The sequence below is a fragment of the Paraburkholderia sp. J12 genome, assembly GCF_905220215.1.
Classification (GTDB): domain Bacteria; phylum Pseudomonadota; class Gammaproteobacteria; order Burkholderiales; family Burkholderiaceae; genus Paraburkholderia.
This window is the reverse complement of sequence record NZ_CAJMZC010000008.1, coordinates 67,170-89,261: the sequence shown is the minus strand read 5'-3', so window position 1 is coordinate 89,261 and position 22,092 is coordinate 67,170. Positions and strand designations below refer to the sequence as shown.

General features: G+C 66.0%; 18 protein-coding genes. 6 read left to right on the top strand and 12 right to left on the bottom strand.

Annotated features, from left to right (window positions below):
- Positions 1-57: 57 nt before the first annotated feature.
- Positions 58-1,533 carry a sodium:solute symporter gene (locus tag U5760_RS18255; protein ID WP_322013690.1) on the bottom strand — a complete coding sequence of 492 codons (1,476 nt, stop codon included), beginning with the start codon at positions 1,531-1,533 and terminating at the stop codon, positions 58-60.
- Positions 1,530-1,745, bottom strand: a complete 216-nt coding sequence (locus U5760_RS18250; protein ID WP_322013689.1) for a DUF3311 domain-containing protein — start codon at positions 1,743-1,745, stop codon at positions 1,530-1,532. Before U5760_RS18250 ends, U5760_RS18255 begins: the two co-directional genes overlap by 4 nt.
- Positions 1,746-2,003: 258 nt before the next feature.
- Between U5760_RS18250 and U5760_RS18245 the strand changes: the two genes are divergently transcribed.
- Both U5760_RS18245 and U5760_RS18240 read left to right on the top strand, forming a co-directional pair.
- Positions 2,004-2,684 carry a MarC family protein gene (locus U5760_RS18245; protein ID WP_322013688.1) on the top strand — a complete coding sequence of 227 codons (681 nt, stop codon included), beginning with the start codon at positions 2,004-2,006 and terminating at the stop codon, positions 2,682-2,684.
- 24 nt (positions 2,685-2,708) lie between these two features.
- The gene (locus tag U5760_RS18240; RefSeq protein ID WP_322013687.1) at positions 2,709-3,542 is read left to right on the top strand and encodes a class II glutamine amidotransferase; all 834 of its coding nucleotides are present in this window, start codon (positions 2,709-2,711) and stop codon (positions 3,540-3,542) included.
- Between the two features lie 28 nt (positions 3,543-3,570).
- On the opposite strand, the gene U5760_RS18235 is transcribed toward U5760_RS18240, so the two are convergent.
- From U5760_RS18235 to treF, 4 genes are all read right to left on the bottom strand, one after another.
- The gene (locus U5760_RS18235; RefSeq protein ID WP_322013686.1) at positions 3,571-5,568 is read right to left on the bottom strand and encodes a PAS domain S-box protein; all 1,998 of its coding nucleotides are present in this window, start codon (positions 5,566-5,568) and stop codon (positions 3,571-3,573) included.
- A 46-nt stretch (positions 5,569-5,614) separates the two neighbouring features.
- Complete coding sequence (locus U5760_RS18230; RefSeq protein ID WP_322013685.1) at positions 5,615-6,574, bottom strand: glycosyltransferase family 2 protein; 960 nt, start codon at positions 6,572-6,574, stop codon at positions 5,615-5,617.
- A 233-nt stretch (positions 6,575-6,807) separates the two neighbouring features.
- A complete protein-coding gene (locus U5760_RS18225; RefSeq protein WP_322013684.1) occupies positions 6,808-7,482 on the bottom strand; it encodes an HAD family hydrolase in 675 nt (224 codons plus the stop codon).
- 108 nt (positions 7,483-7,590) lie between these two features.
- Positions 7,591-9,360: an alpha,alpha-trehalase TreF gene (treF, locus tag U5760_RS18220; RefSeq protein ID WP_322013683.1), complete on the bottom strand. Its 1,770-nt coding sequence runs from the start codon at positions 9,358-9,360 to the stop codon at positions 7,591-7,593.
- 239 nt (positions 9,361-9,599) lie between these two features.
- Here treF and pobA point away from each other — a divergent pair, with 239 nt between their 5' ends.
- Positions 9,600-10,772, top strand: coding sequence for a 4-hydroxybenzoate 3-monooxygenase (gene pobA / locus U5760_RS18215; RefSeq protein WP_322013682.1), 1,173 nt, complete (start codon positions 9,600-9,602; stop codon positions 10,770-10,772).
- 48 nt (positions 10,773-10,820) lie between these two features.
- Here the strand turns inward: pobA and U5760_RS18210 are convergent, their stop codons facing one another.
- The 4 genes from U5760_RS18210 to U5760_RS18195 all read right to left on the bottom strand — a co-directional run bounded on the left by U5760_RS18210 (position 10,821) and on the right by U5760_RS18195 (position 14,936).
- Positions 10,821-11,873 (bottom strand): Ldh family oxidoreductase, encoded by a 1,053-nt coding sequence (locus U5760_RS18210; RefSeq protein WP_322013681.1) that lies wholly within the window; start codon positions 11,871-11,873, stop codon positions 10,821-10,823.
- Positions 11,874-11,931: 58 nt separating this feature from the next.
- Positions 11,932-13,425, bottom strand: a complete 1,494-nt coding sequence (locus tag U5760_RS18205; RefSeq protein ID WP_322013680.1) for a DASS family sodium-coupled anion symporter — start codon at positions 13,423-13,425, stop codon at positions 11,932-11,934.
- 291 nt (positions 13,426-13,716) lie between these two features.
- Entirely contained in the window at positions 13,717-14,049 is a 333-nt protein-coding gene (locus U5760_RS18200) for a DUF4148 domain-containing protein (RefSeq protein ID WP_322013679.1), read from the bottom strand.
- A gap of 209 nt (positions 14,050-14,258) precedes the next feature.
- Positions 14,259-14,936 (bottom strand): DJ-1/PfpI family protein, encoded by a 678-nt coding sequence (locus U5760_RS18195; RefSeq protein WP_322013678.1) that lies wholly within the window; start codon positions 14,934-14,936, stop codon positions 14,259-14,261.
- A gap of 239 nt (positions 14,937-15,175) precedes the next feature.
- Here U5760_RS18195 and U5760_RS18190 point away from each other — a divergent pair, with 239 nt between their 5' ends.
- The 3 genes from U5760_RS18190 to U5760_RS18180 all read left to right on the top strand — a co-directional run bounded on the left by U5760_RS18190 (position 15,176) and on the right by U5760_RS18180 (position 18,770).
- Entirely contained in the window at positions 15,176-16,687 is a 1,512-nt protein-coding gene (locus tag U5760_RS18190) for an oligopeptide:H+ symporter (RefSeq protein WP_322013677.1), read from the top strand.
- 428 nt (positions 16,688-17,115) lie between these two features.
- Positions 17,116-17,559 (top strand): HU family DNA-binding protein, encoded by a 444-nt coding sequence (locus U5760_RS18185; RefSeq protein WP_322013676.1) that lies wholly within the window; start codon positions 17,116-17,118, stop codon positions 17,557-17,559.
- 302 nt (positions 17,560-17,861) lie between these two features.
- Positions 17,862-18,770, top strand: coding sequence for a LysR substrate-binding domain-containing protein (locus U5760_RS18180; RefSeq protein WP_322013675.1), 909 nt, complete (start codon positions 17,862-17,864; stop codon positions 18,768-18,770).
- Between the two features lie 221 nt (positions 18,771-18,991).
- On the opposite strand, the gene U5760_RS18175 is transcribed toward U5760_RS18180, so the two are convergent.
- Together U5760_RS18175 and U5760_RS18170 are read right to left on the bottom strand one after the other, a co-directional pair.
- On the bottom strand, positions 18,992-20,176 hold the full coding sequence (locus U5760_RS18175; protein ID WP_322013674.1) for a porin: 1,185 nt from the start codon (positions 20,174-20,176) through the stop codon (positions 18,992-18,994).
- Between the two features lie 203 nt (positions 20,177-20,379).
- Positions 20,380-21,858, bottom strand: a complete 1,479-nt coding sequence (locus U5760_RS18170; RefSeq protein ID WP_322013673.1) for a YihY/virulence factor BrkB family protein — start codon at positions 21,856-21,858, stop codon at positions 20,380-20,382.
- Positions 21,859-22,092: the final 234 nt, after the last annotated feature.

The window sequence follows — 22,092 nt, the reverse complement described above, 5'->3', positions numbered from 1 at the left end:
GCAGGGAAGCGCCGGACGCGCATGGCGCCCGGCACAATCGAGGCAGAGACCGCCGTATCAGTGCGCGCTTGCGTGCGTATGACCCGCATGCGCGCGCGGCTGCGTCACCACGCTGACCGCCGCGAGCACGATCACGTTCACGCCGAGCGCGAGGAAGCCGATGTTGATGTCCTTGAGCGCATCGGGCGCGAACGGAATGAGCTGCGCGACGCTTACGTGCATGAGCGTGGTCACGACCACCACGGCCACGCCCGCGAGGATCCCGCAGAACGCCCCTTGCTTCGTGACGCGGTTGCGCGCCGAGAGGCTGCACACGAGCGCCGGGAACAGTTGCGTCACGAAGTTGTAGCCCATCAGCAGCAGCGCGACGATGGTGTCGCCGCCCTTCAATGCGAAGCCCACAGCCACGAGCGCGACCACCGGCACGAGCATGCGTGCGAGGTTGCGCACGCGGGCGTCGTCGGCATTCTTCATCAGCGCGCCGCGATAGACGTCGTTGGCGAGCAGCGTGGAGGCGGTGGTGAGGATCATCGAGCCCGGCACGAGTGCCGTGAGCACGCCGGCCGCGCCGATCACGCCGACGAACCACGGATCGAAGGTCTGCAGCGCGAGCTTGAAGAGCGAGAGGTCGATGTCGCCGCCCTTGAGGCCGGGCACCTTCAGCACGGCGGCGAAGCCGCAGAAGAACACGAACAGCAGGATCAGCTGGTAGAGCGGCAGGATTGCCGCATTGCGGCGGAAGATGCGTTCGTTCTTCGCGGTATAGACCGAGCCGAACGTATGCGGCCACATGAAGAAGCCGAGTGCCGTGAGCAGCACCGTGGACTGGAACCACGTCACGCTCTGGCCTTTGGCCGGGAACGTGAGGAAGCCTGGCTTGGCGGCGTCGATGGCGCGGAACATGTCGCCGAGGCTGCCGTAGTGATGGATCGGCAGATAGATGCCGAGGAAGATGGCGACCGCCAGAATCATCGTATCCTTCACGACCGAATTCCAGGCGCAGCCGCGCACGCCCGAAACGATCACGTAGGCGGTCACGACGACTGCGCCGATCCAGACCGCCGCCGTGGAAGGAATCGCCCCGTAGGAGGCCGTGGAGACGATGATGCCGAGCCCCTTGAGTTGCAGCACGAGATACGGCACGAGGGCCGCCACGCCGACGAGCGCGACCAGCACGCCCAGCGCGGGGCTCTGATACTTGCGCGCGAAGAAGTGGGGCTGCGAGACGAGCCGGTGCGCTTTCGCGAAACGCCAGATGGGCGGCAGCATCCAGTACGAGAGGATGTACGCGAGCGTGGCGTAGGCGAGGATGTAGTAGACCGGCGCGCCCTTGCCGTAGGCAAAGCCGCTGCCGCCGAGGAAGGTGAACGTCGTATAGATTTCGCCCGCCATGAGCAGGAACACGAAGGCGGTGCCGAAGCTGCGCCCGCCCACCGACCACTGCTCGAGATCCATGTCGTGGCCGCGCCGCGCGCGCATGCCCAGATAGAGCGCGACCAGCGTGATCGCCGCGATGAGAACGAGCGCGCTCATGATTGCACCTCGCCGGCGTCGTTCAGGGGCGCGCGGTTGACGGGATCGAGCCGGTATACGATCGCCATGATGACCGCGGTGAGCACGACCCACATCACGATCCAGGCCAGCACGAGCGGCATGCCGAGCACGAGCGGCTCGGTGCGGTTGACGAACGGCACTCCGAGCAGGATGCCGATGAAGGGCAAGGCAGCGAGCAACCGCAATGACATGAACCACTCCTCTTATATAAAAGGACTACGTCGTGACCAGCGCCGTTGCGCTCACTCTATGCTCGCCGAGGGCACGCCGTAAAGGCGCCAATAATGCCGTATGCTTTTTGAAAGCATGCTGCGCCGCGGGATCGCGGCCGGGCGCGGGCGGCGCGTGCCGCAGAACAGGCACGCGTGCCGCCGATCCAGTTACACTGCACGCGAGCCGGGTCCCGGGGGTGCACGCCCGGGCCGGACTATCCCTACCGGATCGACTTCATGATCGAAAGCCTCATTTCAGACGTTTTGTTCGGCTTCACCGGACTCATCAGCATCATCAATCCCATCGGCATTGCGTTCGTCTTTCTCGACCGCACGGCCTGGCTCAGCGACGAAGAGCGGCGCCAGCTCGCCTGGCGCGTGGCCATGAACGCGTTCTTCGTGCTGCTCGTGGCGTTTTTCGTCGGCACGCCGATCCTGCATTTCTTCGGCATCTCCATGGAGGCGCTGCGCATCGGCGGCGGTCTGGCGGTGGCCGTGAGCGGCTGGCAAATGCTCAACGCGCCCGAAACGCCGGTGGAAAAAGAGCAGGATCCCGCGATCAAGCGCGTCGGTCCCGAGTCGGCCACGGGCAAGGCGTTTTTCCCGCTCACGGTGCCGCTCACCACGGGGCCCGGTTCCATCGCCACGGCCATTGCGCTGAATGCGAACCGCACGCACAAGCTTTCGGCCTGGCTGCTTTCGGGCATTGCCTCGATTGCGATTTCCGCGCTCGTGATGGTCGTGATCTATTACGTGTACAGCCGCGCCGCGCGCCTTTCGAAATACCTCGGCGTGGAAGGCACGCGCGTCGCCATGCGCATTTCGTCGTTCCTGCTGCTGTGCATCGGCGTGCAGATCATTCTGACCGGGCTCACGGGTTTTCTCACCCCTATCGCCGACCTGCGCGGCACAAACTGACCGACCGTCACGAAGGAGTGCAACATGTGCCGCTGGCTCGCTTATTCGGGCAATCCCGTCCATCTGGAAACCGTGCTGTTCCGCGCGCGTCATTCGCTGATCGACCAGAGCCTGCATTCGACGCTCGGCGCGACGACGACCAACGGCGACGGCTTCGGCCTCGGCTGGTACCAGCATCCGCACGACATTCCCTATCGCTACCGCAGCATCCAGCCCGCCTGGAACGATCGCAACCTGCGCGAGCTCGCGCGCGCCGTTACGGCGCCGATGTTCCTCGCGCATATCCGCGCGGCCACGCATACGCCGGTGCAGGAAACCAACTGCCATCCGTTTCGCCACCGGCGCTGGATGTTCGCGCATAACGGATTGATCGAGAGTTTTCCGCTAGTGCGGCGCGATCTGCTGGTGGCCATCGATCCGGGGCGCTTCAACGCGCTCGAAGGATCGACCGATTCGGAAGTGATGTTCTATCTGGCGATGACGTTCGGGCTCGAGCACGAACCCGTGCCCGCGCTCGAACGCATGGCGGGGTTCGTCGAGGCGACGGCGAAGCGCCGCGGCATCGAGCGTCCGCTCAACATGACCATCTGCGCCAGCGACGGCGAGCAGCTCGTGGCCGTGCGTTATTCGAGCGAGGGCAAGTCGCGCTCGCTCTATCACAGCAACTCGTTCAAGCATCTGCACGAACTCTATCCCGACGATCCGCGCATCACCGCCGCCGGCGACGACGCCTATCTGATCGTCTCGGAGCCGCTCGTCGATCTGCCCGACGCGTGGGCTGAGGTGCCGGAATCCACGGCCATCGTCGTGCGCGGCCCGCAGGTGGACTACCGGCAGTTCGTGCCGGTCAGCCCCTGACTTCGCGACGGCGCGTTCGCGCGGGCGCTTACGCCGGCCTTGGCACGGCCGGCCGCCGTGCGGCGGCACGCGCGAGCACTTCGTCGAACCGGGCGGCATCGACGGGCTTCACGAGGTGCATTTCGAAGCCCGCCGCGCGCGTGAGTTCCACGTCGGCGGCCTGGCCGAAACCGGTCATCGCGGCGAACAACGTATTCGCAAGCCGCGCCTCCTCGCGCAATTCGCGCAGCGCGGCATAGCCGTCGATCTCGGGCATGGCGATGTCGATCAGCGCGGCGTCCGGCGTGAAATCCACGATCCGCTCGCGCGCCTGTCTTGCGCTATAGGCGACGCGCACGTCGTGACCCTTGAGTTCGAACAGCATCGCGAGACTATCGGCGGAGTCGCGGTTGTCGTCGACGATCAGCACGCGCAGCGCGGGCACGGACGGTGCCGCCTGCGCGTCCGCGAGCGTCGGCGAGAACGGCGACAGCAGCGTATGCCCATGCGCGCCGATGCGCTCGAGCGGCAAGCGGACGGTGAACGTGCTGCCGGTGCCCGGTCCCGCGCTCGTTGCGGAAATCGTGCCGCCGTGCAGTTCCACCAGCGAGCGGCACAGCATCAGGCCGATGCCGAGACCCGTTTCGCTCGGGCTCGGCATGGTGCGGTCCTGGCTGAAGAGCCCGAAAATCGATTCGAAGGTGCCGTGCCGCAGCCCCCGGCCCTGGTCGCGAACCTGGATTTGCGCGACCCGCGAAACGGTATGCACGTCGACGACGATGCGGCTGCCGTCCGGCGAGAACTTCGAGGCATTGTGCAGCAGGTTCTGCAGGACCTGGACGAGGCGCGTATGGTCGCCGATCATGCGCAGCGGCGTATCGGGCATCTGCACGTCCACCTGCTGGTTGCGCGCGGCAGTGAACGGTTGCGCCGCTTCTATGGCATGCGCGATCACTTCATGCAGTTCCAGCGGCGCTTCGCGCAACTCGATCTTGCCGGAGGTGATGCGGCCCACGTCGAGCAGATCGTCCACGAGACGCGTGAGATGCGTGATCTGCCGCTCGATGAGGTCGCGCGCGCGGTCCATCTCGGCGCTTGCCTGCGGCACGAGCCGCATGGTCGCAATGGCGTTGCGCACCGGCGCGAGCGGATTGCGCAGTTCGTGGGCCAGCAGCGCGAGGAACTGCTTCATCTGCTCGCTCGAATGTTCGAGTTCGTCGTTGCGGCGGCTCTCGGTCATGTCGCGCGTGACCTTCGCGAAACCGGTGAGATGGCCGTGCGCGTCGTGGATCGCCGTCAAGGTGACGTTGGCCCAGAACATCGAGCCGTCCTTGCGCACGCGCCAGCCTTCGTTCACGCTGCGGCCCTGTTCGGCGGCGCGGCGCAGTTCGCCTTCGGGCTGGCCTTCGGCCATGTCCTCGGATGGATAGAACACCGAAACATGCTGGCCGATGATTTCGGCCGGTCGATAGCCGATCAGGTTGGTCGCGCCGCTGTTCCAGCTCACCACCTGGCCTTCGGGGTCGAGCATGAAGATCGCGTAGTCGCTCACGTTTTCCACGAGAAGCCGGAAGCGCTCTTCGGAGAGGCGCAGCGCCTCCACCTGGCGGCGTTCGACCGTGAGGTCGCGCGTGACTTTCGCGAAGCCCGCGAGCGAGCCGTCGTTCTCGCGCAGCGCGGTGATGACGACGTTGGCCCAGAACATCGTGCCGTCCTTGCGCACGCGCCAGCCTTCGTCGTTGAAGCGGCCGTGCAGCACGGCCTGCTCGAGTTCGTGCTCGGGCCAGCGCCGCGCCTTGGCTTCTTCGGTATAGAAGCGCGAAAAATGCTCGCCGATGATTTCGTGGGCTTCGTAGCCCTTGATGCGCGCGGCGCCGCGATTCCAGGTCGCCACGCAGCCGTCGGGATCGAGCAGGAAGATCGCGTAGTCTTCGATGGGCTGCACGAGCGCCTCGAAACGGCGGCTGCTGCGGCCGGCGGCGGCGAGGCTCTCGGCCTGCGGGGCGGCGCTGCCTTGCGGCACGAGGCCGGAATCGGACTTCGTCATGGTCCTCGAACAGGTAGGGGGCAATGCAGGCGGGGTGCGGCCGAGCTTACCACGCGCGTTGTCCCGAGCGATCGTACTTCTCGGCCATCGCCGGAATGCCCACGCGCACGTGCCGCTGGGCGCGCCGCACCTGGCGCGTGAGCAGCACGACGTGTGGCGGCACCACGCGGCGCTGCCGCAGCGTCCAGAACGCGCCGCGCAGCAGCGCGAAACCCGCAGGCCCGAGCGAGCGCTGGCGCGCAAAGACCGCCAGCGCCCGGCCGGTGGCGGCGAGCGCGTCGCGCGCCGGCAGGCGCATCCAGGCGACCCACGCCGAATTGCGTGCGAGCGTGCAGTGCTGCGCGCGCGTGAACCAGCGGTAGAGCGGCTCGCGATGGGCGAGCGCGTTTTCGCAGTAGACGATCGAATGGCCCGCGGAAAGCACGTCGAGGGCGGCGAGCTCTTCGGCGCCGCCGCGCGAGAGCCGCTCTTCGTAGCCGCCCAGTTCGCGGAATACGCTGACCCGCAAAATGCACGCACCCGCCATGAAACTGGTCAGCGCGAGGCCGGGCAGGCCGTCGCTGCCGGGCGAAGTGGCGGCGAACATCAGACAGGCGGGATGGATCTCGCGCTCGTCGGGGTCGGCCACGCAGGCATTGAGCACGGCCACGCCGGGATTCGCGTCGAGCAGTTGCGCCGCGCGTGTCAGCGCGCCGGGGGCGAACCAGGTGCTGTCGTCGCAGCAGGCCACGTACTCGGTGCGCGCGAGCGCCACGGCGCGATTGAAGCCGGCCATGCCGCGGTCGCGCAGGCCCTGGACGATGCGCACCTGCGGAAACAGCGAGGCGAGCAGGCCGATGGTGGAGTCGGTCGAGCCGTTGTCGGCCACGATCACCTGGGGGTGCTCCGGCAACGCGATGAGGCGCGCGACGGTATCGACGGTCTGGCGGACGTGATTGCGCGTCAGCACGACCACGGTTACGCGCGAGGCGGGCTGGGAACCGGGGGCAGGGGCTAAAGCGTTCATCGCGGTCGAGCGGCGCAAGCCGGACGTCCATGTTGTAGTGATTGCAATCAGCATACGCCGAAGGCGCGCGGCGTGCACCCCGTACAGCGGGCCCGGAAGCGGCGGCCGCAGCGGCGTTTGCCGGCCATTTCCAGGCATTTCCCGGCAGATTCGCGGACGAGGGCGCGCAAGGGGCGTGCCCGGTGGCGCGGCGGCTGGCTTTTCGCCGGAATGCCCCTTTTTGGCGCTATCAATCAGTTGCGCGCGGCGACTTCGTCGAGGTGGTAGAGCAGGTCGGCGGGGTCTTCGTACACGCGCAGCGCGCCCGCACGTTCGAGTTCCTGGGTGCCGTAGCCGCCCGAAAGCAGCCCGACGCCGAGTGCGCGGCAGCGTTGCGCCGCCAGCATGTCCCAGACGCTGTCGCCCACCACGATGCAACGTTCGATCGGCACGTTGAGCCGCAACGCCGCGCCGACGAAGAGGTCCGGGTCGGGCTTCGCGTGGCGCACCTCGTCGCGCGTGACGACGGTCGTGACGGCCGGATCCACGCCGAGCGCGGCGAGGTTCACGGACGCCGTTTCGAGCCTGCCGCTGGTGGCGATCGCCCAGGGAATCTGCGCGGCGGTGAGCGCGTCGAGCAGGGCGCGGGCGCCCGGCAGCGGACGGATCTGGTCGGCGTGGCGGCGGTAGGCGTCGGCATGCAATTGCTGCAGGCGCTGAAGGCGTTCGGGCGAGATCGCTTCGTGCGTTTCGCGCAGCAGCTGGTTCATGAAGAGGCCGCCGCTCATGCCGATGCGGCGATGAATGCGCCATACGGAGAGCTCGATGCCGTCGGCGTCGAGCGCGTTTTTCCACGCGAGCACGTGTTGATAGACGCTATCGACGAGCGTGCCGTCGAGGTCGAACAGAAAGGCGGTGTCGTTGCGCATCGGAAACTCCGGGGAAGCAGACGGCGACGCGCGATGTTGCAGCGCCGCGCGAAAAAAGTGTACGCCGGTCGCCCGGTGCGTGCGTCCGGCGCGCTGGCGTTTCGCGCGTCAAGGCGTGGCGGGCAGGCGTTTCACCGAAGTCGCAGTGGAGGTATGCGGATACATGAGGAGCAGCACGCGCAGCACGCCATTGGTCCAGCCGAAGCCATCCTGCAGCGGATATTCTCCGCCGCCCGCCGATGTCGCATCGGCTGCCGCCGCGCTCACGTCATACTTTTCCACGAGCTTGTGCGTGCGCCGGTAGTAGAGCAGATTCGTCGCGATCCAGCGCGTGGCGATGGTCTGCGCCAGAGCGTCTTCGCCGTAGCGGCGCAGTCCCATGACCGCGAGGTACTGCAGCGGCGCCCAGCCGTTGGGCTCGTCCCATTGCTGGCCGGTCGAGACCTGGGTGGTGGCGAGGCCGCCCGGCCGCAGCAGGCCGGCGCGCACGGCTGCGGCCACGTCGCGCGCCTGCTGGCGCGTGGCGATGCCCGTGTAAAGCGGCAGGACCGTGGCCGCGGTGAGGCGATGCGTGAGCCTGCCATGCACGAAGTCGTAATCGCTGAAGGCGTGCAGCTTCGGATCCCACAGCACGCGGTCGATCGCGGCGGTGCGTTGCTGGGCGCGCTGCGCAAACGCCCGCGCCTCGCTCGCGTCGCCCTTCAATCCATAGGCCTTTGCGAGCGTGCGTTCGAGATCGGCGAGCAGGCTGTTGAGATCGACGGGAACGAGCGAGGTGACGTCGATGGTGGCGAGCGTGCGATGGTCCGCCAGCCAGCGCGAACTGAAATCCCAGCCCGTTTCGCCGCCCGCGCGCAGATTGCGCCACAGATCCCCGGCGTCGCGCTGCGGCGTTGCCTTCGCGGTCAGCACGTCTTCGCGGTACGACTCGTCGCGCGGCGCGGAGCGCGCGTCCCAGTAGCGGTTGAGGAGCGTACCGTCGGCAAGCCGGACCACGTGGGCGGACGCCTTGCCCGGCTTCAGCCCTTGCGCGCCGGCCATCCAGTAGTCGTACTCCTTGCGCAACTGCGGGAGATAGCGCACGTAGACGGTGTCGCCGTCGCGTTGCGCCGCGAGGCTCACCATCTGCGCGAAGAATGGCGGCTGCGAGCGGCTCAGGTAGTAGCTGCGGTTGCCGTTGGGGATATGGCCGTAGCGATCGATCAGGGTAGCGAAGTTATTGAGCTCGTCGAGCAAGAGTTCATGGCGGCCGCTCGCTTCGAGCCCGAGCATGATGAAGTACGAATCCCAGTAGTAAATCTCGTTGAAGCGGCCGCCGGGCACGACATAGGGATACGGCAGCGACAGCAGCGACGAACCTGCCTGCTGGGTGGTGTCGGGGTTGCGGCGCAGCACGTTCCAGAGCGTATCGATGTGGGCCACCACGTCCTGGTTCGGATCGGAAACATAGTGTCCGTCGGCTTGCGGCGGCGCGGAAAAATAGCGTTGCACGAACTGCGTGAGCGCGGCTTTGCGTGCCGTGGGGTTGCGCAGCCCGGCGTTCTGTTGCTGCCAGCTTGCGTAGGCCGATGCGATCTCTTCCGGCGGGGCCTTGGGAGTCATGTCGGCGAAGGTCTTGCTGTCCGCATAGACCTGCGAGAGTTCCACGTCGCGATAGAGCAGGCCGTAGAGCTCCGAGGGCGGCAGCGGTTCGACCTGGAGATCCTGCACGGGGGCTGGGCTTTGAGCCGGTTGTGCTGCTTCGGCCGAAGAGGCAGCAATGCCGAACGTGGCGGCGAGGGCGATGCATAGCGCGACGGCCGGGGCGAGTCCTGCCGCACGAGCGCCATGCTGTTTCGGATCGGAAAGCGTAGGGAAAAAGCGGAACGGATTCGGCATGGCTTTCGTGTGCAATAAGCGGAAGACGGTTCGGCCGCGAGGCGTCACATTCGCGGCAAACCGGTAGGCCCAAGCAATTCGCGTTCCGCCGTGGGGAGTGCGGCGACGATCTTGCACAACAAAGACGGCGTGGTGCTGTATCTCAAATTAAGATAATTCGTATTCGCCATATCGCGTTGCGAGATATCCCGACGTGAAGCCAAACTTGCGCAAAACACACCTCCATAGGAGACAGCGTCATGCGCACTCAGGTTGGCATCATCGGCGCAGGCCCGGCGGGCTTGCTGCTTTCTCATCTTCTTCATCTGCGCGGCATCGATTCGGTGGTGCTGGAGCGGCGCGGCCGCGACGAGATCGAATCGACGATCCGTGCCGGCGTGCTTGAGCAGGGCACGATGGACCTCTTGACCGAAGCGGGCGTGGGCGAGCGCATGAAGGCGGAAGGGGCCGTGCATCACGGCTTCGAACTGGCCTTCGAAGGCCGGCGCCGGCGCATCGATCTCACCGGCCTCACCGGCAAATCGATCACTGTCTATGCACAGCACGAGGTGCTCAAGGACCTCGTCGCCGCGCGTATGGCCGCCGGCGGCAAGGTGTTCTTCGACGTCTCCGATACCTCGATTCACGGCATCGAAACCGATCACCCCTCGCTTCGCTTCGTACACGAAGGCGAACCGCACGAACTGCAGTGCGATTACGTGATCGGTTGCGACGGCTTTCATGGCGTTTCGCGCGCCGCGATTCCGGCCGGCCGCCGCGAGGACTACGAGCGTGTCTTCCCGTTCGGCTGGTTCGGCATCCTCGTGGAAGCGCCGCCGTCTTCCGATGAACTGATCTATGCGCGCCACGAGCGCGGTTTCGCGCTCGTCAGCACGCGCTCGCCGAATGTGCAGCGCATGTATTTCCAGTGCGATCCCGCGGATTCCGTCGATAACTGGTCGGACGACCGCATCTGGTCGGAACTCCACGCGCGCGTCGATTCGGCGGATGGTCAGCAGGTGGTGGAAGGCCGGATTTTCCAGAAAAACATCGTGGGCATGCGCAGTTTCGTATCGGCAACCATGCAGCATGGCCGGCTTTTTCTCGCGGGCGACGCGGCGCATATCGTGCCGCCTACGGGCGCGAAGGGCCTCAACCTGGCGGTGGCCGACGTGCGCGTGCTGACGGCGGCGCTGGTGGCGTTTTACCGGGAAGGCCGCATGGATCTGCTCGACGCCTATAGCGAAACCGCGCTGCGCCGCATCTGGCGCGCGGAGCACTTCTCGTACTGGATGACGCGCATGATGCACCGCCTCGACGACGCCTCGCCCTTCGAGCAGCGCTTGCAGGTAGCGGAACTGGAGCATGTCACGACCTCGCGCGCGGCGGCGACGGCGATGGCGGAAAACTACGTGGGCGCCGTCGCCGTGTGACGGTGGAGGGGGCGGCGCGGATACCGCGCCCGCCCCATTCAACCGGCGCTAGACGGCATCGAGCGGCGCGATGCCCAGTTCCGCGGCGAGTTCGCCGAACGGCTTTTTCACGGAGTCGGGCAGGTCGATCGTGACCGTGTGGCGCGCGCGGTTGGCCGCTTCGTACTGGCCGGGGTATTGCACCGGCTCGTCGGGATGTTGCGGCGGACACCCCAGCAGATAGTCGAGAAACGACTCCACTTCCTGCGAGCGCCACGTCTGGTTGAAGTCCACCTGCGGATCGAGCACGAGCGCGAAGAGATTGTTGGTCGCGATGCCGTTGCGCGGATTGTCGGGGTGGATCGTGCCGCCGCCCGAAAGCACGCCGGCCAGCAGCTCGGCGACGAGGCCGAGCGCATAGCCCTTGTGCGCGCCGAACGGCAGCAGGGCGCCCGGCGGGTCCGCGAACAGCACATTCGGGTCCGTGCTCGGATTGCCATCGGCGTCGATCAGCGAGCCAGGAGGCGCAGGGCGGCCATTTTCGGCGAGCACGCGCGCCTTGTTTACGGCGATGGCGCTCGTCGCGATATCGACCACGAACGGCGGTCGCCCGCCCGGCAGCGGCCCCGCGAAACAGAGCGGATTGGTCGTGAGCCGCGCCTCGCGCCCGCCATACGGCGCGACGACCGGCGGCCGGTTCACCACGTTGCTGAACGCGAGCAGCACGTAGCCCTGCTGCGCAACCATCTCGCCGTACTGCCCCATGCGCCCCAGGTGGTGGCTGTGGCGCAACGTCACGATGCACTGGCCGTGCTCGTGCACGCGTGCAATGGCGTCGTCGATCACCACCTTGCCCACGTGCTGGCCGAAGCCATGATGGCCGTTGTAGCCGATCAGGCTGCCGCGGTCCACGACGCGCTCCGGGCGGCCGTCGGGCGTGACGAAGCCCGCTTCGACGCCGCGTTTGTAGTTCGGCAGGATCGAGAGCCCGTGGCTCGAATAGCCCACGCGGTCCGATTCGACGAGGTGATCGGCCACGTCGGCGGCGATGTCGGCGGGCACCGAGAGTTTCATCAGCACGTCGGCGGCGAATCGGCGTGCGTCATCGATTGCGACTTCCATCTGCGGCTCCTTGCCGGTTGTGCGTCAAAAGAGAGTGTGCGGGCTCGTCAGATCCAGGTCAGATCCAGCCCAGCCAGCGCCACCACGTAGCGGCGAAAAGCAGCAGCAGCGCGTAGCCCACGATCGTCAGCGCGATGCCCACGCGCGCGAACTGCTTCGCGGTGAAGGTGTCGGTGGCGAGGCACACCATGTTCTGCGGCGCGTTGATCGGCAGGATGAAGCCGAAGCTCACCACGTAGCCCAGCAGCATCGTGAGCCCGAGGCGGCTGAAATCGCCCTGCATCGATTGCAGCACCGAAATGAGGATCGGCAGCATGGCCGAGGTGAGCGCCGTCGCGCTCGCGAAGCCAAGGTGAATCACGATCAGGAATGCCGAGAGGATGGCGAACGCGGCGAATGGCCCGGCCGTGTCGAGCCCGGTGTGATGCGCGACGAGGTCGCCCAGCCACTGGCCCGCCCGCGTCGTGAGCAATGCGGTGCCGAGGCTGATGCCGACGCCGAACACGATCACCGTGCCCCAGGGAATGCGGCTTTGCACGGTTTTCCAGTCCATCACGCCGAAGCGCGGCAACAACAGCAGCACGAGGCCGACGTAGGTGACCGAGGTGGTGTCGAAGGGATGCAGCTTGCCTTCGGTGGCCCAGAACAACAGCAGGCCCACGGAAACGCCCAGCAGACGCTTTTGCGGCCCCGTCATCGGGCCGAGCTCGCGCAGCGAGCGCTCGACCGCTTCCTTGCCGCCGGCGATCGCATCGGTCTCCGGCGGCAGCATCTTGAGCACGAGCACGAGCAGCACCGCCGACATCGCAATGGCCCACGGCGCTCCCGCGATCAGCCAGTCGAGCCAGGTCACGCGGCCGCCCAGCATCTTGTCCATGAAGCCCACCGTGAGCAGGTTCTGCGCGGCGGCCGTCTGGATTCCCACGTTCCAGATGCTGGTGGCTTCGGCCACCACGATCATGATGGCGGCGGCAATATTGGAGCGCTTGTCCACCCCGAACGCGGAGATCACGCCTACCATGATCGGCACCACGCAGGCGCTGCGCGCGGTGGCGCTCGGCACGACGAGCGAGAGCACGATGGTGACCGCGATTGCGCCGATCAGGATGCGCCGCGTGGTGGTGCCGATGAGCGAGAGGGTAACGAGTGCGATGCGCTTGTCGAGCCCCGTGACGGTCATCGCAGCGGAAATGAACAACGCGCCTGCCACGAGCGCGAGCGCCGAGTTCGAGAACCCTGCGAGCGCCATGCTGATCGCTTTGGACGTGCCGTAATAGACGCTGGGATCTTCGATGGTGGGCGCCGTGCCGATCAGAAACGCCATCAGCGAGGTGATGATGATGGCGCTCGCTTCGTACGAGACGGCTTCGGTGAGCCACACGACCACGGCAAAGGCGAGGATCGCGAGCATGCGCTGACCGGCGGGCGGCAGGCTCGCCGGCAGCGGCAGCAGCGCCACCACCACGAGCGCGACGATACCTGCGATCAGCCCCAGCGGAATGTTCTTTTTCGGCGCGGGTGCGGGGATGGCATCAGGTTTCGATACGTTCATGAGCTTGAGCTCCGTGATGAGCGGCGTGCAAGACAGGCTGCCTCATGGGCCGCGAGGGCCACGGTGCGGACAGGTTGACGGCAACGGCGGGCGGCAGGGCAAGCGTAATCGTTTTGAAGGAGGAATGCCCCCAAGCTGTTCAAAAGCCGCTTGCCGTTCGTTGTCCGCCAGAAACGACACACCCCGTGTTCCTTTCGGAAACACGGGGTGTGTCGCACGGTAGAAGGCGGGTCGCTGCTGCGGCTGGTTCCCGTCTTCGTCGTGTCGGCTTATGCCGGTGTCTTTGCAGGACTACTGGCTTGCGCCGGCGGGGGCGTTGGCTTTCTTTTCGGCGTTCTGGAGGTTCTGCGGATAGTTCGGGTCGTTCACCGCCGGGTTGTAGCCGTTTTGCTCGAGCTTCTTCAGTTCGGCGTTGTTCTTCGCGCGCGCGGCCTTGCGTTCGGCCTTGTGCTGGGCTTTGGCCTGCTTCTTCTTCTCGGCCTTCGTGAGCGGCTGGGAGGCGGCCCCCGTCGGCGCGGCGGCGGCCGGCGCGCTCGCATCCTGCGCGTAGGCAGGCACGGCGGCGCCGATCAGAAATGCGGCGGCTGCCGCGGCGAGAATCGGCATGCTGGTGGAAAGACGCATTGACTACCCCTTCTGATTGGTTGGTATGAGCTTGCCAGGGTGAGGATGCACAAGCGCGCAGCACGGTGCGGCGACCACGCACACCGCGCTGCTGCCGCAGCGATAGCCCCTCGTGCAATGTATACGATGCGCGTGACGGTGAATAGCGCGCGAAGACCCTGAGCAACCACGCTGGGCGCGAGGGGCGCGCGCCGTCTCTGCTCGAGCGGTCAGAGTCGGGCTGCGGCTTCATGGACGAGGCGCGTGCGTGTCGCCAGAGACTCGGCGTTTCGAGCCCGCACGCGCTCCACGATGGTGCGCGGCGCGGTCTCGGGGCTGCCTGCATCGAAGGGCGGAGCAGGCGCATATTCGAGCCCGAGCTGCAGCGCCTGGGCCGCTTCGTCGCCGATCAGTTCGGCCGCGAGCGTCAGCGCGAAGTCGATGCCGGCCGTTATGCCGCCGCCTGTGATCACGTTGCCGTCGCGCACCACGCGCTCTTTCACGGCAATTGCGCCGAGCGGCGTGAGCAGTTCGTGGAAGGCCCAATGCGTGGTCGCGCGGCGCCCCTTGAGCAGGCCGGCGGCCCCCAGCACGAGCGCACCCGTGCATACGGACGTGACATAGCGCGCGCCGGCGGCCTGGCGGCGCAGGAAAGCGAGCGTTTCCTCGTCAGGAATCAGGTCGCCCACGCCGCTACCGCCCGGTACGCAGAGCACGTCGAGTTGCGGGCACGTTTCGAAGGTCGTATCGGGCGTCATGACGAGGCCGGTGCTCGACGTGATACAGTCGCGCGTTTTCCAGATCAGCCGGACCTGCGTGTCCGGCATGGACGCGAGCACGTCGTAAGGCCCTGTAAGGTCGAGCTGCTGCACGCGAGGAAAGAGAAGAAAGCCGATTTGAAGCGCCATGGCGAGGTTCCGTGCGAGGTGAGGAAAAGAGGGCCGTTGTCTGGTTGCCGCCGGTCGATTGCCACTCTATCGCCGGGAACGCGCGCCAGGCCGCCAAAAAAGGCGTATTTGCTGCCAGCGGCAGAGCATCGGCCGACGGCCGGTTTGCGGGGTGTCCCGTGATAGCCGGCGTGCCTGGTGCATCGGCCCGGTAGAGTAAAGTCGGCGCCCGTCGCAGGCGCCCGCAGACAAGGAGTGACATGACTACCCCCGCTTCCCAGACCCGCTCGTTCACAACGGTCTTCCTGATCGAAATGTGGGAGCGTTTCGGCTACTACGGCATGGCCGCGCTGCTCGTGCTGTTCATGGTCGGGCAGCTCGGCTTCGACGACAGCCGCGCGAATCTCACCTGGGGCGCTTTCACGGCGCTCGTTTATGCGGCACCGTCGGTCGGCGGCTGGATCGGCGACCAGATTCTCGGCGCGCGCCGCTCGATGGTGACCGGCGCGACCATCCTCGCGGCCGGCTATCTGATGCTCGCGATGCCCGACGACAGCCTGCACCACATGTACGCCTCGCTCGGCGTGATCGTGGTGGGCAACGGGCTCTTCAAGTCGAATGCGGCGAACCTCGTGCGCCGCATCTACGAGGGCGACGACGCCCGGCTCGACAGCGCCTTCACCATCTATTACATGGCGGTGAACATCGGCTCGACGGTGTCGATGCTCGCCACGCCCTGGATCAAGGATCACTGGGGCTGGCATGCCGCGTTCGCGGTGTGCTGCGCCGGCATGCTGCTCGGCGTGCTCAACTTCCTGCTGATGCGCCGCACGCTCGCGCATATCGGCTCCATCCCGGACGACGCGCCGATCAACTACCGCTACGCGGCTTATGTTGCCGTGGGCGCCGTGGCGCTGGGCGCGGCGACGACCTTCGTGCTGCAGCACAAGGCCGTGGCGGTGAGCTGCGTGTACGCGGCGGGCGTGGCGGTGCTCGCGGTGTTCGCATGGATGCTGATGCGCGCCGAACGCGCCGAGAGGGCGGGCCTCGTCGCCGCGCTCGTGCTCATGCTGCAGGCCATTCTGTTCTTCGTGTTCTATCAGCAGATGTCCACGTCGCTCACGCTTTTCGCGCTGCGCAACGTCGATCCGGGGTTCACGCTGTTCGGCACGACGCTCTTTAGCTGGAGCGCCGCCCAGTTCCAGGCGCTCAACCCCATCTGGATCATGCTGCTTTCGCCGCTGCTCGCTTCGCTATATACCTCGCTCGCTCGCAACGGGCGCGACATGCCGGTCGCGGTGAAATACGCGCTCGGCTTCGCGGTGGTCGCAGCGGGTTTCTTCGTGTTCGCGGCGAGCGGGCGCTATGCCGTCGACGGACGCGTGTCCTCCTGGTTCATGGTGGGCGGCTACGGGCTCTACTCGCTCGGCGAACTGCTGGTGAGCGGCCTTGGCCTCGCGATGGTCGCGCGCTACGTGCCTGCGCGCATGAGCGGCTTCATGATGGGCGCGTATTTCGTGGCCACGGGCGTCTCGCAGTATCTCGGCAGTGTGGTCGCGAACTTCGCCCAGATGCCCTCGGGCGAGCTCGATCCGCTCGTTTCGCTGCCGCTCTATACGCGGCTTTTCTCGGGTCTCGGCTGGCTCGCGGCGCTCGGCATGGTGATCGCCATCGCGCTGCTGCCGCTCATGCGCCGCCTCTCGCGCGAGCATCACGAGAGCACCGCTGCGGCCTTGAACGAAGCCGCCGCCCAGCGCGAAGGCGCACGCTGAAATTACGCCGAGCGGAGTACCTGCGGGCAGCGCCGCCCGCATTCAGGCAACGCTTAAGATGAAGCGCCCGGGACGTCCTGTACGCCCGGGCGCTTTGCTTTTGCGGTGCCGTAGCGGCGTGGCGCATGCCGTTGCGGCACGCGAGCGCGACGCCCGATCGCGCGAAAAGTGCGTGACGGTAGCGCTTTTGACGCGGTGCCTGGCCGCCGCGCCCGAGTGGAGTCCAGGGCGTCGAACCAGGCGGGCCGCACGTTTACCCCTGTAAACAGGCGTCAAAATGCGTCCGGCAGTCAGCGCTGCGCAACAAATTTGCATCGACGATGCAAAAGAGTCACGCAAAACGCTTGCGCGCTTGTAGAATCCGCCGTTGAAGCACATGCATTCCGCAGTGCTTTGTTGATTCACTGACCAACACTGGTAGGAGAAACATGCCGACTTCCGCAAAGAAAGTGGCCAAAAAGGCAGCTGCCCCGGCCAAGAAGGTTGCAGCAAAGAAAGCGCCCGCCAAGACGGCCGCAGCTAAGAAGGTCGCCGTGAAGGCGTCCGGCGCACTGGCGCCGATCAAGGACACCTTCACGAAGGCCTCGCTGGCTACGCACGTCGCCGAGCGTGCCGGTGTCGAGCCGAAGGCCGCCAAGGCCGTGCTCGCCGCACTGGAAGACACGATCCTCGGTTCGGTCCACAAGAAGGGCGCCGGCGAATTCACGCTGTCGGGCCTGCTGAAGATCGTCGTGCAAGCTGTGCCGGCGAAGAAGAAGCGCTTCGGCAAGGATCCGTTCACGGGTCAGGAGCGCTGGTTCCCGGCGAAGCCTGCAACGGTTCGCATCAAGGCACGCGCACTGAAGAAGCTGAAGGACGCAGCGTCCGCGTAATTGCGGCTGTTGCTGGGTGTCGCGGCCTCCCGGCTGCGGCACACGTCAGTACCCAAAATCCCCGCCGGCATCTTGCCCGCGGGGATTTTTCATGCGCGCTCGCTGGAGGATGCGATTCATTCATAGGGTTTGTCGGCACCAGCAAGGTAATGTGTCCCGGCAAAAATTCAAGGAAGTCCATGCATAAATGTTATGACTGGCGCCTTGAAAGAATGACTGTTAAATTCAGGAATAAATGACGAATTCGCAATGTAGATTTTTCGAATTTCGACGTTCTTTGTAGTAAGCCATTCCTGGATATTATGTCTTCCGCCGACCTCCGTATCCGTCAGGTTGAAGCGTTTCGCGCCGTCATGCAGCGGCGCAACGTGACGCGCGCCGCCGAATCGCTAGGCATTTCGCAGCCCGCAGTGAGCCGCTTGCTGGCCGACTTCGAGGCAGGCGTCGGCTTCGTATTGTTCGAGCGGCGAGGCGGCCGTCTCGTGCCGACCGCGGAAGCGCATGCATTGAACGAGGAGGTCGAGCGCGCGTTCGTCGGGCTCGAACGCGTGGCGCAGGCTGCCGGGCAGATTCGCGAGCGGCGCAGGGGCGTCCTCTCGATTGCCGCTACGCCGGATCTTGCCGCCGACTTCCTGCCGCGTGTGCTCGCGTCGTTCGCTCGGGAGCATGAGGGCGTGGCGGTGGCGCTGGTCGCACACGAGTCCGCCGCTGTGCTCGAAAGCGTGGGCACGCAGCGTTGCGATCTGGGATTCGTCGCGCAGTCGATGGTGCATCCGCAGGTGCGACTCGCCACGCTCGGCGAATGGCCGATGCGCTGCATCGTGCCGCGCGGTCACCCGCTGGCGCGCAAGCGCGCGGTGAGCGCGGCCGATTGTGCGGGCCTTGCGTTCGTCTCGTTTGCCGGAACCAGCGAGCGGCGTGTGAGAGTCGACCAGGTCTTTGCGCAGGCCGGTATCGTGCGGCGCGAGGTGGCCGAGGCGGCGCTCGCGCAGTCGGTCGTGGGACTCGTGGAGGCGGGCCTGGGGATCGCGCTGGTCGATTCGCTGAGCGCCGCCGGTGCGGCTGCGCGCGTGGTGGTGAAGCGCTTTACGCCGGCCTTGCCGGAAGCGCTATATGTTGCGCGTGCTGTGCGTGCGGAGGGCGAGGCACGGCCCGCGCTTGCCGAGGCATTCGTCTCTCACGCGGAGGCTTTGCTCGCGCGATTGCGCTGATTCGAGAGGGGTTTGCCGGGATTGAGCTGGAGCGTTGCGGTGCCAGGATGGAGCCGCCAGGCGCCGGCTCGCGCCCATAAAAAAACCAGCCCGGGCTTGACGCCGTGAGCTGGTTTCCTTGCTGCAACGTGTGGTTTTTAGCGGCCACGCCGTTTGAACACAACCGGAACCGGTCTGGGAGCGGCTCCGGCACCGGGCCGAAGCCCGGCTGTGCCGTTCTATTAGAACTTGTGGCGAATGCCGAGGCTGACCAGTTCTTGCGAGCTGGAAGCCGAGTTGTAGCCGTACGAGCCGATCGAAGCGCCTGCCGACGTACCCGGCGCCGCGCCCGGCTCCTGGCCGTTGGCGTGCTGGTAAGCCGCGAGGGCGTACAGGTCGGTACGCTTGGACAGGTTGTAGTCCGCGCCGAGTGCGACCTGGTGGTACGTGTTCGACGAGTCGCCCGAACCGTGCGTGTACGTGTAGCCGAGGCCGAGCAGCAGGGCCGGGTTCAGCTGATAGCCGAGGAAGCCGCCAGCGACGTTGTACTTCTGGGTCGAAGTGAACGTCGAGAAGCCGTCCGGCTTGAACTGAACGTTGCTGTAACGTGCGCTGAACGTGAACGGACCGGCGACGTACTGTGCTGCGATCGAAGCCGTGCCGATCGACTTGGCCGAAGCGTAAGCATCGTTGATCTGGCTGTCGAACACCGCGCCCGACGTTGCACCCGACGCCCAGCCCACCACGCCGTCCGAATTCGTGCGGGCGGCCAGCGACGAAGCGTTGTCCATCATGAAGTAGCCAGCGGCAACGTTGAACGAGCCGATGCCGTACGTGCCGGCTGCACCCCAGCTTTGGCCCGAGCCGGTCGAACCGGCGACGCCGCCGAGTGCGTAGAGGCCTTCGAACTGGAAGCCGTCGATGAGCGGCGAGGTGTACTTGATCGCGTTGTTCGTGCGCGAGCTGTTGTCGTTGTTATCGACGTCGCCCGGCGTTGCGAACGTGCTGCCGAAGTAGTTGTCGGCCGTCAGCGGCTGGATCATGTCGACCAGCGGGTCGTACTGGCGACCCAGCGTGACCGTACCGTACTGGTCCGAGGTCAGGCCGACGAATGCCTGACGACCGAACATCAGGCCGCCCTGGCCGAGCTTGCCGGTGTTGATGTCAAAGCCGTTTTCCAACTGGAAAACTGCCTTCAGGCCGCCGCCCAGGTCTTCCGTGCCCTTCAGGCCCCAGCGGTCGCCGGAGATGTTGCCGCCGAAGAGGCCGACCAGGTTCTTGTTGTTGCCGTTGGCATCAACCGTGTTGTGGGCCCACTGGATCGATTCATCGATCACGCCATACAGGGTCACGCTGCTTTGTGCATGTGCCGTACCGGCAGCAGCCAGCAGTGCAAGCGAGAGGGTCGAGAGTGCGACTCGTTTCATCCAGATTTCTCCACGCAGATGATTGGTTTAGTTGTTGCGCGAAGCAGAATAACGCAGCACCTTCGTTATCAAGAACTGAAAAAAAATGAGTGTCGCAAAAAGCTGACACAGTGCCTGCAAGCCTTATAAAACGGGGCCTGCAGCGATTATTCCTGATTTAGCAATATTAGATCATTGACTCTGCATTATTGTTGTTTTTGATACTAGTGTTCGTCGGACGCGGGCTTGCGGCCGGTGGCGCCGGCCGCCGCTTCGTCTGTTTTGGCCTCTCCGGCGGCGTCGTGGCGGCGTCCCGCGGCGGCGGTCATGGCGATCGCGGCACCCGCGGCGAGCAGCACCGAACCCCAGGGATGGCGCTTGACGTAGCGGTCGGCGGCGGCCACCGTGCGGCCCGCATGGACGATCGTGAGCGCAGCGGCATAGGTCGCGCCGTCCTCCATGTGCGCGGCGGAGCGGCGGATCGGGGGGGCGGATGTACCACCGGGGCGGCGCGCGAAAGCACCGCCTTCGGCGCTGGCGTGCGTTATGGCCGTAAGGGGCGAGGCTGTGGCCGGGGCGGCACCGGCCGGTTGGTCGAATTCCGTTGCCGAGGCCATTCCTGTGGGCGTTGCGGCGGCATGGAGCGGCGCGTCGCCGGTCGCTTCGGAGGCCGCTTTACCCGCCACCGCACCAGGGTTTCCGATCGGAACGGAATGAGCCGCGCGGGCCGTAGCGGGACTGCCGTGCGGCGCGAGCACCGTGGAAGCGGCGAGCACGGAGGCGAGCTTGGCGCGGCTGCCCGGCGGCGTTTCCTCGAGGAAACCCCAGGCGCCGCGCGGGTCGTGCAGGCGTCCGCGCGCCGCCGAGAACTCCGCGCCGAGCAGGAGCACGGCCGCGGAGAAATACAGCCACATCAGCAGCACGGCGAGCGAACCGGCCGCGCCGAAGGTCGTCGCCATGCCCGCATGGGCGAGATAAAGCGCGAAGAGCTTCTTGCCGGCCGAGAACAGCACTGCCGCGACGGTGCCGCCCACCAGCGCGTCGCGCCAGAACACGTCGGCGTCGGGCAAAAAGCGCAGCAGTGCCGCGAAAGCGGCGGCCAGCACGATCAGGCCGACCGCGAATTGCAGCAGGTTTCCGATGATCACATAAGGGGAATTCCCCCACAGCCACTGCCCCACGAACGTGATGGCCGTATCCAGCACGAGCGAGACGATCAGCAGGAACGCCACGCCCAGCACGAGCGAAAACGAAATCAGCCGTACCCGCACCAGCGCGAACACGCTGGACGCCCGCTTGCCGTCCGGCGGCCACACCACGTTGAGCGCGGCATGCAGCGACGAAAAGGTTGCCGAAGCACCGATGGCGAGCAGGGACAGCGAGACGATGGTGGCAATGCCGCCCGCCTTGCCGGCCCGGTGGGCGTTCTGGACGATGGTCGTGATGCCGGCGGCGGCCTCGTCGCCCAGTACGTTGTGGACCTGGCGGAACAGTTGGCCGCGCGCGGTGTCGTCGCCGAAGAACCAGCCGGCCACCGCGATCACCATCACGAGCGTGGGAGCGAGCGAAAACGCCGAATAGAACGCGATGCTGGCGGCGAGCCCCGGGCACCGGTCGCTGAAGAACTGCCGGCAGGCGCCGACCACCCACGACGCTTCCTTGCGCGCGGCCGATTGCAGTCGTTCGGGGGAGAGCGTGGCCATGATGTTCGTTCCGTGTTGCAGGCGTGGGGCTGGCGTGGGCGGCGGGTTGGGAGCGGTCCGCCGCAGCAGTCTGGCTGCGGCGCAGCATCGTCTTGACTAAACCTTGACTAAACCTTGACTAAACCTTGACTCAATATAGCAAGCGCGATTCCTGGCCGCCTTTATCTTGCGTTCCGGCCTTCCTGAGTGATCCGTCTCTGAAATTGGGCATATACTGAAACCACCCACAACTCG